The sequence below is a fragment of the Streptomyces sparsogenes subsp. cuspidosporus genome (assembly GCF_039532705.1).
GTDB classification, from domain to species: Bacteria; Actinomycetota; Actinomycetes; order Streptomycetales; family Streptomycetaceae; genus Streptomyces; species Streptomyces sparsogenes.
The window spans coordinates 78,784-90,854 of the sequence record NZ_BAAASD010000016.1; the positions used below are offsets into that span (position 1 = coordinate 78,784).

General features: G+C 74.1%; 9 protein-coding genes. 2 read left to right on the plus strand and 7 right to left on the minus strand.

Features of this window, described 5'->3' with window-relative positions; translation table 11 throughout:
* Nucleotides 1–10: 10 nt before the first annotated feature.
* The 7 genes from ABFY07_RS20350 to ABFY07_RS20380 all read right to left on the minus strand — a co-directional run bounded on the left by ABFY07_RS20350 (nucleotide 11) and on the right by ABFY07_RS20380 (nucleotide 11,134).
* Complete coding sequence (locus ABFY07_RS20350; protein WP_346175863.1) at nucleotides 11–1,444, minus strand: SMI1/KNR4 family protein; 1,434 nt, start codon at nucleotides 1,442–1,444, stop codon at nucleotides 11–13.
* A gap of 115 nt (nucleotides 1,445–1,559) precedes the next feature.
* A complete protein-coding gene (locus ABFY07_RS20355; RefSeq protein ID WP_346175864.1) occupies nucleotides 1,560–2,801 on the minus strand; it encodes a serine/threonine-protein kinase in 1,242 nt (413 codons plus the stop codon).
* Between the two features lie 97 nt (nucleotides 2,802–2,898).
* Entirely contained in the window at nucleotides 2,899–4,161 is a 1,263-nt protein-coding gene (locus ABFY07_RS20360) for a type III PLP-dependent enzyme (protein ID WP_346175865.1), read from the minus strand.
* Entirely contained in the window at nucleotides 4,158–6,008 is a 1,851-nt protein-coding gene (locus ABFY07_RS20365; protein WP_346175866.1) for an IucA/IucC family protein, read from the minus strand. Before ABFY07_RS20365 ends, ABFY07_RS20360 begins: the two co-directional genes overlap by 4 nt.
* 55 nt (nucleotides 6,009–6,063) lie before the next feature.
* Complete coding sequence (locus tag ABFY07_RS20370; protein ID WP_346175867.1) at nucleotides 6,064–7,989, minus strand: IucA/IucC family protein; 1,926 nt, start codon at nucleotides 7,987–7,989, stop codon at nucleotides 6,064–6,066.
* The gene (locus ABFY07_RS20375; protein ID WP_346175868.1) at nucleotides 7,986–9,326 is read right to left on the minus strand and encodes an ATP-grasp domain-containing protein; all 1,341 of its coding nucleotides are present in this window, start codon (nucleotides 9,324–9,326) and stop codon (nucleotides 7,986–7,988) included. Before ABFY07_RS20375 ends, ABFY07_RS20370 begins: the two co-directional genes overlap by 4 nt.
* Nucleotides 9,327–9,445: 119 nt before the next feature.
* Nucleotides 9,446–11,134 carry a carboxyl transferase domain-containing protein gene (locus tag ABFY07_RS20380; protein WP_346175869.1) on the minus strand — a complete coding sequence of 563 codons (1,689 nt, stop codon included), beginning with the start codon at nucleotides 11,132–11,134 and terminating at the stop codon, nucleotides 9,446–9,448.
* A gap of 82 nt (nucleotides 11,135–11,216) precedes the next feature.
* On the opposite strand from ABFY07_RS20380, the gene ABFY07_RS20385 reads away from it, so the two are divergent.
* Both ABFY07_RS20385 and ABFY07_RS20390 read left to right on the plus strand, forming a co-directional pair.
* Nucleotides 11,217–11,597, plus strand: coding sequence for an ArsR/SmtB family transcription factor (locus tag ABFY07_RS20385; RefSeq protein WP_346175870.1), 381 nt, complete (start codon nucleotides 11,217–11,219; stop codon nucleotides 11,595–11,597).
* On the plus strand, nucleotides 11,597–11,866 hold the full coding sequence (locus ABFY07_RS20390; RefSeq protein ID WP_346175871.1) for a hypothetical protein: 270 nt from the start codon (nucleotides 11,597–11,599) through the stop codon (nucleotides 11,864–11,866). Before ABFY07_RS20385 ends, ABFY07_RS20390 begins: the two co-directional genes overlap by 1 nt.
* Nucleotides 11,867–12,071: the final 205 nt, after the last annotated feature.

Sequence of the window (12,071 nt, forward strand, 5' to 3'; positions counted from 1 at the left end):
GCGGCTGGCATCAACCTCCAGACCGACACATCGAAAGGATCTCCCGGCCCCGCTCCTCGGTGATCATCTCGGCGAGCGCGGGGTCGGCGAACAGCACCACGGGGGCGATGTGGTCCTCATGCAGCGGACGCCATAGCCGTATCGCCTCCTTCAGTTCGGGCCAGGCCTCGTCAATGAGCTGTTGCTGGCGCTCGCGTGTCCGGTCGTATGCCCCGAAGGGGTCATGCGCTTCGAAGTCGGTCGGCACGCCGTCCTCCGATTCCTCGCTCATGAGGACCGCGGAGGCGGTCAGGGTCGGCATCGTCACGCGCATGGCCGGCTGGCCGTCCACCCAGACCTCCTCGTAGGTGGCGTTCTGCCGCTGCTGCTCGTACGGGTCCGGGACCTGGAACGCGGGGTCGGCGGCCAGCCGGTCCAGGATGTGGTGGACAGCGGCGTCGAATTCCGGGTTGCCGAAGGAGAGCCGGAAGTCAGGGGCGGCGCGGCGGGCCTCATGGTCGGCGAGGAGTGACTGAAGCCATTCCGGGCCGTTCTCCTTGGAGAAGCGCAGCGTCGACCAGCCGTGTGGCAGATCGCGCGTGCGGTCCTCCTCGAAGACAAGGGGCAACAACTCGGGGACGAACAGGACGTGTTGCAGGATGTCGGGGTGGTGTGCGTAGTCCACGACACGACTGATCTCGGCCTGCTGCTCGCCGCCGCCGAGCATGGTCAGCATCTGGAACCGCAGAAGCAGAGCCCGTTCGTTGCCGAATTCCTCCGCATCGTCCAGCACCTTCAGCGGGCCCTCAATCTCACCACCGAGGACGGCGAGCCGGGCCTCTTCCACCTTGGTGTCCCAGCGGTCCTTGGTCTCCCCTTCCGGCTGCCGCAGAGCGTGGAACGACTTGTACTGGTCGTACATCAACTCGTAGAAGGACTCGTACGGCTCCAGCCCCTCCCCCGACCAGGAAGCGAGCCAGTAGGCGGTCCACTCCCCGCGCTCATTCACATCCTCGGGGTCGAGGAAGACATCCGCCGCGTCACCCTCCAGTGAGACGAGCAGAGAACGCCGCAGCACCTCCGCCTCGTTGATCACATCGGGGTCCTCTTCCTCCTCCTCCCCGTCCGCGTTGTCCTCCGCGAGTTCGTCATAGATCTCGATCAGGTACGACCGGTCGGTATCGGCCAGCCACTCCAGCTCAGCCGTTCCGGCCAGCCGGTAGAGGAAACAGCCCGCGTCCCGCCACCCGTTGGTCACCGCCAGGAATTCGCGAAGCGACGGCGGCAGGGTGCGGCCCAGACGGGCCTCGGCCGCCGCGATCTCCTCCTCGCTCGCCGGGGCGAAGCCGAGCCAGCGGTCACGCACCACGGCCTCGTCCAGCTCGCCGTCCTTCTCGGGGTCATGGCTGTCGATCCACTCCTCGCTCCACTGCCGGAGGAACGGACGCCACTGCTCGCGGTTCACCGATGTGCTCCCTCATCTCGAGGCCACTGCGACGGAACAAGAACAGCACAGGGCTACGACAACGAGGCGTGCCCGCTGCGCCGCCGCCGACGTCACACGGTGACGGTGCGCACCATCACCGCGGACGCTCTCTGCGGGTCCGGACGTCGCGGTAGACGTACGTGGCCACGGTCAACGCCGCCGCCAGGTAGAAGAGCCACATCCCGAAGCGGAGCGCGTCGGTGTCGCCGTAGAAGTAGGAGCTGGACGAGACCGGGCTGACCAGCAGGACGCAGCCGGCGGTGACCACCACGCCCGCGTAGCCGGTGAGCCGCGTCACGGCCCTGGAGCCCGGCGTGAGCACTGCGGCCATCGCCAGGACGGTGACCAGTCCCACGAAGACACCGAAGGCCGGGCCGCGGCCCTGCGCGCCGAATGACTGGATGACGGTCGCATCTCCCCCGCAGGCGACTTCCGCCGCCAGCGCCGCCAGTGCGTAGTTCCCGCAGGAGGAGTAGCCGGGAAGGAACATGACGAGCGCCAGCAGCGTGAACAGCGCCGAGGGGCCTGCCAGCCGTTCCAGCGTGCCACCCCGCGTCGGACGCGGAGGCTTCGGCGGCTTCGAGGGCACCGCGGACGCGCGCAGCAGTGTGGCGCACTCGGCCGCCGTGGGCCGCTGGTCGGGAAACGGGGAGGTCATGCGGGTGAGCAGGTTCAGCAGCGGCTCGGGGACGGCGGCCCGGGCCTGGGGGGTGAGCTGCGCGGCGGGGAGGCGGTGGCCGGTGAGTTTCTCGGCCAGGACGAGGCCGAGCGCGTAGATGTCCGAGGCGGGCGTGGCGGCGCGGCCCTGGAGCTGCTCGGGGGCCAGGTAGGCGGGGGTGCCGAAGATCTTGCCGGTGGTGGTGGCGGTACGGGTGAGGGAGTTGTCGTCGCGGGCGATGCCGAAGTCCATCAGCACGGTGCGCCCGTCCGCGCAGATCATGATGTTGGCGGGCTTGACGTCCCGGTGGACGATGTTCGCCTCATGGATGTGCGCGAGCACGTCCGCAAGGCGCGCCCCGGTCTCGGCGACCGAGTCCACCTGCGCCGTCTCCCAGGTGGCGCCGTTCAGCAGCTCCATCACGAGGTAGGGCAGGATGTGGCCCTCGTGGTCGATCGTTCCGGCGTCATGCACGGTGACGATGCTGCCGTGGTGGAGCGAGGCGAGCGTCCGTGCTTCGCGGGCGAACCGCTTGGCCGCCTCCGGGTATCGCATGACGCCGGTGACGAACTTGATGGCGACCCGCCGGCCGAGAGTGTGGTCCAACGCCTCCCAGACCTCGGCGAACCCGCCCGTTCCCAGCATCTCCTGTACGTGGTAGCGGCCCCCGACAGTCATGCCCCCGCGCACCTGATGCCTCCACAAGCCGCCGTGATGCCACCTCAGTCGATGTGTTCGGCCAAATCTAGCCGTTCCTCCCGGTCTCCGCGGGCGGTCACCGGAGCGAAGGGTCGGTGGAGCCGCCGTCCAGGTAGTGGAAGCCGGGGCGCGGGTGCATCAGGAAGTCGTGGTGCGAGATGTTCCACGCGTACGCGCCCGCCAGCGCGAAGGCCACCCGGTCCCCCACCCGCAGCCGCGCGACCGGCACGCGCCGGGCGAGGACGTCTTTGGGGGTGCACAGCTGGCCGACGAGGGTCACCGGCTCGTCCCGGACGCCGGGGCGTGGCCAGGGGCGGGTCCAGGGGGCGGCGGGGAGCACGGTGAAGGGGTGGTTGTGGCCCTTGGCGGCGGGGGTGCGCAGGTGGTGGGTGCCGCCGCGCAGGACCGCGAAGGCCTCGCCGCCGCTGTGCTTGAGGTCGAGGACTTCGGTGAGGTACCAGCCGCAGTAGACGGTCAGCGCCCGGCCGGGCTCGATCCGCAGGGTGAGGTCCGGGTTCCGCCGGGCGATGCCGGCCATGCCCGTGCCGTACGCCGCCCAGTCGAAGCGGGTGTCGGGGCGGGAGTAGTCGACGCCCATGCCGCCGCCGACGTTGACCTCGGTGAGCCGCAGGCCGTGGCGGGTGGCCAGGTGGCGCGTCCAGTCGGTGACTCGGCCGGCGACCGCGAGGAGGGCGGGGGCGTCGAGGCCGCTGGCGAGGTGGGCGTGGATGCCGCGCAGCCGGAGGGGGCCGCCGCCGGGGGCGAGCAGGGGGAGGCAGCGTTCGGCGATCAGGTCGGGGTCGAGGCCGAAGGGGCTGGGGCGGCCGCCCATGGCGAGGGCGGCGGCGCCCAGGGCCTCGTCGGCGAGCGGGAGATTGACGCGCAGCAGGACGTCGGCCGTGCGGCCCGCTTCCTCGGCGAGGGCGGCCAGGTGGCGCAGCTCGTGCTCGCTCTCGACGTGGAAGCGCGCCACGCCCGGCTTCAGCGCGCGACGCAGCTCGGCCTCGGTCTTGCCCGGCCCCCCGAACGCCAGCGGCGGGCCGGGGACGGCCTCGCGGACGTGCCTCAGCTCGCCGCCGGAGGCGACCTCGTAGCCGGTGACGTGGGGGGCGAGGGCGCGCAGGATCTCCGGGGCCGGGTTGGCCTTCGCGGCGTAGTACAGCTCGACGGCGGGCGGCAGGGCGGCCCGTACGGCCCGCGCGTGTTCGGCGAGGGCGGGGAGGTCGTAGACGTAGGCGGGGAGGTCGTCGCCGGTGAGGGTGTCGGCGAAGGCGGCCACGCGGGGGGTGAGCGTGGTGAGGGCAGTGTCGGCGGGGGTGGTGGCGGGCTGGGTGGTCATCGGGGGCTCCCGGGGGCGATGACGCGGGCCGCCTCGGACAGCAGGTCGGAGGCGAGCGGGCTGGCGACGCGGACGTACCCCGCGTGGCGGTCGGCCTGGCGGGCCCAGCGGGTGAGGAGGTTGGCCTTGGCGGGCAGCGGGACCCCCGCGAGCAGGGCGCGCAGGGCGGGCGGGTGGTCGTGTGCCGCGCCCCGCTCGGCCAGGACGCGGCGGACCGCCGACCACAGCTGGGGCTCCAGGCGGGGGTGGCGGTCGGCGAGGGCGGCCAGCGTCTCGGCGACGTGGTTGACCAGCAGGCAGTACACGACGCGGTCCCAGCCGCGCTCGCGATCGTAGGTGAGTGGCCCGGCCACGGCGGGGGGCAGCGCGGCGAGGGCCGCCGCGTGGTGTTCCGGCAGCAGCTTGGTGCCTTCGAGGTCGCGGAAGAGGACCTGGCGCGGCAGCCCGGAGGGATCGACGCCGACGACGACGTTCTGGAGGTGGGGTTCGAGGACCACGCCGTGGTCGAAGTACGCGGCCAGGACGGGCGGCACGAGCAGCTCCAGATACGCCTCCCACCAGGCGAGCGCGTGTGCGGGCCCGGTGTCGCCGAGGAGCTGGGCGACCCGCGCCCCGCCGGGCGCCGGGTACTCGTCGGCGACGGCGGCCGCGAGCAGCCCGGTGAGTCCGGGGCGCAGCCGGGCGGCGAGGCCCTCGCGCACGATCACCCCGAAGCCCTCGGTCAGCTCCCGCTCGCCGCCGAGGTCCAGGGTCCGGTAGGCGGGTTCGCGCAGCAGCGCGGCGCCCGGGAAGCGGGCGGCCAGGTCGGCGGCGACGGGCTCCAGCAGCCGGGTCAGGGCGACCGCGCCGGACAGCTCGTATTCGGCGTTCTTGCGCAGGCAGTTGGTGATCCGGACGTTGAGGCTGAACTTCAGGAAGTCCCGGCCGTCGTAGAGCGTGCGGACGGAGGCGGTGGGCGCGAAGTCCCGGCCGCCGGGGCCGAGGTCCAGCACATCGCCGCGTGCGATCGCCGCCCGCAGGGCGGGGTGGTCGCGCAGCAGGGCGTACTGCCAGGGGTGCACGGGCAGCAGGCGGTAGCCGTCGGGCACGGGACGCTGCCGGTCCAGCGGCGCGAGGGCGCCGTCGGACGCCGACTCCTCGCGTACGTGCGCCCGCCGTACGGCGAGGTGGTGCAGCGGGAAGCGGGCGCCGGTCTCGGGCGCGAAGCGGGCCCACGAGTCGGCGTCGCCGGAGCGGGCCTTGGGGGTGGGGTGAAAGCGGTGGCCGAAGAGCAGCGACTGCTCGGAGGCCAGGTAGGCCTGGTCGGGGTGGGAGGCCTGGTCGGGGGCGTCGGCCTGGTCGGGGGTGTCGGCCTGGTCGGGGGTGTCGGGGGTGTCGGGGGTGTTCGCAACGCCGTGGGGGACGGCGCGCTCGCGGCTCTCCAGAGCCGCCGTGACGCCCGCGTGGCTGGAGGCCACCTGCTCCAGGAACTCGTCGTTACGCACACCGGTGCGCAGCCGCAGCTCCCGGTGGATGTACTCGGCGAGCGCGCGCCAGGACACCTCGGCCCACGCGCCGTCCCGCTCCTCGGTGACCGGCCCGGTGAACCGGTGCGCCCCGATGAGGGAGGTGCGGCGCAGGGCGACCCGCAGCAGCACGCCGCAGCGGGGCAGCCGCAGCCGCAGGTGGCCGTCGGCCACGACGGTCTGGTGCTCCGGCCCGGACACCTCGCGGAGCAGGCAGTTGAGGAGGGTGTGGGCGACGACCCGGTCGGCGAGGCGGACCACGGCGGCGGTGGTAGCGGCAGCGGTGGCGGTATCGGCGGAGGTGTCGGTGGCGGCGCCGGTATCGGCGGCGGAGGTGGTCATGAGGCGGCTCCAGCGGGTGCGGAGGAGGGTACGGGGCGGGCTGGGCGCGGGGCGCTCACCGGCCGCCGTCCGGCAGGAGGTAGTTGGGCCCGGTGACGTAGTGCTTGTTGATGTCGGCGGCCCCGGAGCGCTGCTTGGTGAGCAGACTGCCCGCGGTGACCATGGCCTTGACCGGCAGCCGGTCCGCGTCCAGGACCCGGGCCCGCAGCACGGCGCCGGGCGCGTCGGGCCGGTCCCCCAGCCGGTCGATGGCTTCGGCGAGCCGGTCGCGTATCAGCCGCAGCAGCGTGGCGAGCGGGGCCCGGCCGAGCCGGGCGAGTTCGAAGGCGAGGGCGCCGGCGCACAGGTGCACGGTGATGGTGGCGAAGACGTCGGCGACCGGGCCGTCGCCGTCGGTGCGGATCCGGGGGTCGTCGAATCCGGCGAGGAGGCGTGCGGCTTCGGCACCGCCGAGGGCGTCGGCCAGCCGGGCGGGGTGGACGCGCGGGCCGTCGTGGTCCTTGAGGAGCAGCCGCAGCCGGGGGCGGCCGTGCGCCTCGTCGAGGACGAGAGAGGTGTTCTGCTGGTGGGACTCCAGGGCGAGGCCGTACGCGAAGAGGGTGGTGTGCGCCTCGAACAGGACCGTCAGATAGGCGTCGAGGAGCGCGAGCAGGTCGCCGCCGTAGTAGCGGGCGGCGAGGGCGTCGGCGACGAGGGCGCGGGGGTCCGCGCCGGGCGCGGGGGCGAGCAGCGCCGCCAGGGGCACGACCTGGCAGCCGTCGAGGCCGGGCGGACAGCGCCGCACCAGCGTGGCCAGGAACTCGTGCCCGGCGTGCAGATACGTGCGCTCGTCGGCGAGCAGCACGGTCCGGGACACGCGCGGCTCGCGGCCGAGCACCGCCGCCGTGAGCCGCTGCCCCGCCGCGCCGTCGGCCAGCGTGCCGGGCTTGATGGTGCGGCGGTTGCGCGCGCCCAGGGTGGCGGTGGCGAGCGGGAGTTTGAGGTGGGTGAGCGGGTCGTCGGTGACGGCGACGGTACGCATGGACAGGGTGGGCCGTACGTCGAGCCAAGGGGCCTCGGCGAGGCGGGCCCGGCCGGTGAGGTGGGTGGCGCGCAGGGCCAGCGCCAGCGGGCGGCCCGCGCTCAGCGGGTGGACGGGCAGCGCCAGATGGCTGTCGTCCAGCCCGGCCGGCAGGCCGAGCGCCCCGGGCGTGGGCCACCAGTCGGGCAGCCCGTCCGGGTCCCCGGCGACCGCCTCGCGCGGGAGGGCGACCCAGCGCAGCGCGAAGGAGGGGTGGAACTCGGGGGCGTGGCCGCGCTGTTCGGCGTCGCTCAGCGCGATGCGGGTGCGGCCGGTGGGGTAGACGGGGTGATCGCGGAAGGCGGCCAGTGTGTCGTACGCGAGCGAACCGCGCACCCCCGCCCACTGCTCGGCGGGCCTGTCGCCGTACGCGGCGACCAGCCTCTCCACGACGCCCGGCCGGACGCGGGCGTGCAGCCGCATGGCGTCCAGCGCGCGGCGGCACTCGACGGCGAAGGCGTCGTAGAGCCCCCGGTCGGCGGGGTCGGCGGCGTGGCGGAGCCGGGCGAGGACGGCGTCGAGGCGGGTGAGAACGGTGGCGCCCGGCGGGGCATACGACCTGGCGTCGGCCGCGCCCGGCGGCCGGGCGCCGGACGCGGCCCCCTCCGAAGCGCGGGCCGGCGCGTCGCCACCGCGAGCGGCCGGGGGGCCGGGGCGGTGGGCCTCCGGGAGCAGCCGCGCCGGGCGGCGGGTTCGGATCTCGCACTGGAAGCCGTCCGGTTCGACGGGGAGCGCCACTGTCGTGCCGTCCGTGAGGGGCATCCGCAGCCAGTCGCCGTCGGGACTGCGTACGGTCCGGGCGCGGCTGCGCAGCCCGTACGCGTCCTCCCTCAGCAGCGCGTCGAGCACCCGCGCCAGCAACTCCTCCTCGAAGGCGTCCGCGTCCCCGTTCCCGTTCCCTTCGCCGCCCGTGTGGCTCATGGCGCGATCACCCACCGATTGGCCGCCAGGAACCCGGCGACCGCCTGGTCGATCCGCCGCTGGTCGGTCCCGGTGGCGCGGAGCACGCCGAGGAAGTCGCGGTTGGTGCCGTAGAGCGGGTGTTCCTCGCCGATGGCGCGCAGCGGGCGGTAGTCCAGCCGTACGCCGTCGCGGTCGCTGACGCTCGCGGCGGGGGCGTCGGTGAGGCGGCCGCCGCGGTCCGCCATGACGTATTCCATGCGCACCCTGCCGTCGGTGCGGGCGCCGAGGTCGGCGGGGAGGGGCTCGCCGAGGTGGGTGCGGAGGATGTGGTCGAAGAGCGGGATGTCGAGGAGGTCGGCGAGGACGAGGTCGCACTGGTCGCCGATGGCGCGGTAGTTGACCTCGATGATGCGGGCCCGTTCGCCCTGGACGACGTACTCGGTGTGGCAGGCCCCGAAGCCCACGCCGAGCGCCCGCAACTGCTCCAGCACCTGGCCGGTGTGGGGCTCGGGCGGGGCGGGGAGCAGTTCGAGGCGTTCCTCGATGAAGTGCGGGGGCGGGGAGATCTCGGTGCGGAAGGCGGCGAGCGCGTGCAGGGTGTGGCCGTCGCCGAGGGTTTCCAGGGTCTGCAGCGGCCCGTCGAGGAACTCCTCGACGACCAGGTGCGCCTCCGGCCGACGGGCGCGTATCTCGCGGCAGCGCCGGTCGAGTTCGCGGGCGTCGGCGACAAGCACGACGTCCTCGCTGGCCACGCCCTCGCGAGGCTTGAGGACGCAGGGGTAGGGCACGCCGGGTGCGGCGAGGCGGGGGTGGTCGGAGGGGTCCTGGCCGGGGGCCAGCTCGGCGCACCAGAGGGTGTCGGCGCGGGTGGCGGCGAGGCTTCGGCGCAGCTCGGCCTTGTTCTTGGTGCGCAGGGCCGCCCGCCAGTCCTTGCCGGGGAGGCCGAAGTAGTCGGCGGCGAGGGCGGCCTGGACCTGGAGGTGGTCGCTGTTGGTGAAGATCGCGGCGGGGCGGCTCGCCGGGTGGTCCGGGGCGCGGGCCGAGATACGGCCGATGACCTCGCGGAAGTCCCGTACGTCGCAGTGCGCGATGTCCAGTTCGGGCAGCTCGCCACCCGCCGCGGCGTGCCGGTCGTAGGCGCGCCGGTGTGCGTCGGGCTGGTCGGTGAGGAGGGTGACGGCGAGGCCGAGCCGGGCCGCGGCGGGGAGGAAGCCCTCGGTGACGGAGTCGGTGGGGTTGAGGGCGAGGAGCTGGAGGTTTCCCCGCCGCCCGCGGGTGGATGGGCCGGGTGCGGTGCGCCCGGCAGCGGCCCGTGCGGGCAGGCCGAATGCCCCGTCTGGATCATTCTCGTTCACGGGCTGAGATTAGGTTAGGCATGCCTTACATCGCCAATTCGCCTCACCCGTCTGCCCGTTTGTGCCTGATTCGCCGTCAACCTCAGTTGGCGGCCAACGCCCGGCCCGGCGGCCCGCGCTCAGCCCGGCAGGCCGATGCGGCGGTGGCGGGCACGGCGGGCGGCCAGCCGCTCCGCCTGGTCCTGGGCGCGCAGCGTGGCGAGCTCGGCGCCGAGGGTGGCGCCGAGGCGGGCGAGGAAGGCGTCGTCGCGCGAAGGGTATTCGGGGTGCTCGGGGCCCTCCGCCGCCGCGTCCTGGGGCTCCTCCTCCACGATGCGGTCCACGATGCCGTGGGCGAGCAGGTCGGCGGAGCGCACACCCTGCCGGTCCGCCGTCTCGTACGCCCGCTCGGTGGTCCGGTAGAGGATCGCGGAGGCCCCCTCCGGGGGCAGCGGGGACAGCCAGGCGTGGCGCGCCGCGAGCACCCGGTCGGCGGGGAGCAGTGCGAGCGCGGCGCCGCCCGCGCCCTGGCCGAGCAGCAGACAGAGGGTGGGCGCGGGCAGGGTCACCATGTCGGCCAGGCAGCGGGCGATCTCGCCGGCCAGACCGCCCTCCTCGGCCTCGCGGTTCAGGGCCGCGCCCGCGGTGTCGACGACGGTGAGGAGCGGGAGGCCGAGTTCGGCGGCGATGCGCATGCCGCGGCGCGCGGTGCGCAGCCCCGCCGGGCCGAGCGGCTGCCCTTCGCCGGGCCCGTCGGCCGCCGCGCCGCCGTGGCGCGCGGCCCGGTCGTGTCCGAGGACCACGCACGGCGTCCCGCCGACGCGGGCGAGCGCGAGCAGCAGCCCGGGGTCGTGCTCGCCCGCGCCCGTACCGCTCAGGGGGCTCACGTCCGCGGCGGCGGCGCGCAACAGGTCCCGCAAGCCGGGCCGCTCGGCCCGCCGCGACCGCCGGATCGAAACCTCGGCCCCTGGCCCGCCCCGCCCGGAACCGCTCCCCACGGAGGCCGCCCCCGCGCCGCCCGGGGCCGCGCCGGGGGCGGGGCCCTCCGGCCCCGTTCCCGGGGCCGTTCCCGGGGTTGCCCCGGCGGGAGGGCCGGGCGGCGCTGCCGCCGGGCCGGCCCCGTCCTCACGCGTCACAGGGGCAGCGCCCCCGCACAGCACCCTGAGCACCCGCGCCGCCACCTCCGACAGCCGCTCGGCCGGGAGGACCGCGTCGACCAGGCCGTGGGCCATCAGGTTCTCCGCGACCTGGACGCCCGCCGGGAACTCCTCCCCGTACAGCGCCTCGTGGACGCGGGGGCCCATGAAGCCGATGAGCGCGCCCGGTTCGGCGGCGGTGACGTGGCCCAGGGAGCCCCAGGACGCGAGTACGCCGCCCGTCGTCGGGTGGCGCAGGTGGACGAGGTAGGGCAGGCCGGCGGCCTTGTGGTCGGTGATCGCCGCGGCCACCTTCACCATCTGCAGGAAGGCGACCGTGCCCTCCTGCATCCGCGTCCCGCCGGACGCGGGGGCCGCGAGCAGCGGCAGGCGCTCCGCCGTCGCCCGCTCCACGGCGCGCACCAGCCGCTCCCCCGAGGCCACGCCGATCGAGCCGGCGAGGAAGCGGAACTCGCAGGCCACGACGGCCACCCGCCGCCCCTCGACACGGCCCTCGCCCGTGACGACGGACTCGTCGAGGCCGGTGCGCTCGCGGGCCCGCTCCAGGTCGGCCCGGTAGGCGGGGTCGTCCGTCGTGATGGCGACCGGCTCGTCCCAGCGGTGCCAGCTGCCGGGATCCACGACGGCCTCGATCAGCTGGAGGGCTGACGTGCGGGGGTGCGCTGCGCTCATGCTGACACCCTGCCACGACACACAGTCGATTCAATCCAACTCGGCATGTGCTAACTTTTCTTGGCATGTGCAGGGTTTCGCTATGACCACCTCGCCGCCGGGCAACGGGCCCGGCGACCTCGGCGACCTCAGCGGCGACGAACTGGTGCGGGTCCTGGCGACGCTGGCCAATCCGCACCGGCTGCGGGTCGTCGCGGCGCTCGCCCGGGAGCGGATGTACGTGAGCGAGCTGGCCCGCGCGCTGGGCATCAGCCGGGCGCTGCTCCAGGTCCACTTGCGCAAGCTGGAGGCGGCCGGGCTGGTGACGGCCCGGGTGGAGGTGTCCCAGGACGGCAAGGCCATGAAGTTCTACGAGGTCAACAGGTTCGCGATCGAGCTGACACCGGAGGCCGTCGAGGCCGCGGAGCGGACGCTGACCCCGCCGGGTGACGGCCCGGGCGGGGAGACGAAGGGATCGAAGTGATGGACGTACGCGAGTGGACCGAGGTGGTGGGGGCCTTCGGCCTCTTCGCCCTGGTCATCACCCTGCCCACGGTGATCATCTGGCAGTTCGCGGCGACCCGGCGCGCCAGGATCCAGGTGGTGCGGGAGCAGGAGTACCGCAAGCTCGCCGAGAGCGCGGCCGCCGCGCAGCAGGGCACGGAGGACCGGCTGAAGGAGATCAGCGAGCGCCTGGCGGAGATGCAGGGCCGGATGGAGTCGCTGGAGCGGATCCTCCAGACCGTCGAATAGACGTCAACAGACCTCAACGGACGTCGGACAGACGTCGCATAGGCGTCGGACAGACCGTCGAAACAGGCGGTCGCGCACCACACAGGCCCTGGGCCGTCGAGCGGCAACTCGACGGCCCAGATGAAGGAAGAAGCATCACCTCGCCCATGGGCGAGTTCTCACGGATACGTCCCCTACAGGGAAAGGACAGCAGCTCATGCTGCGC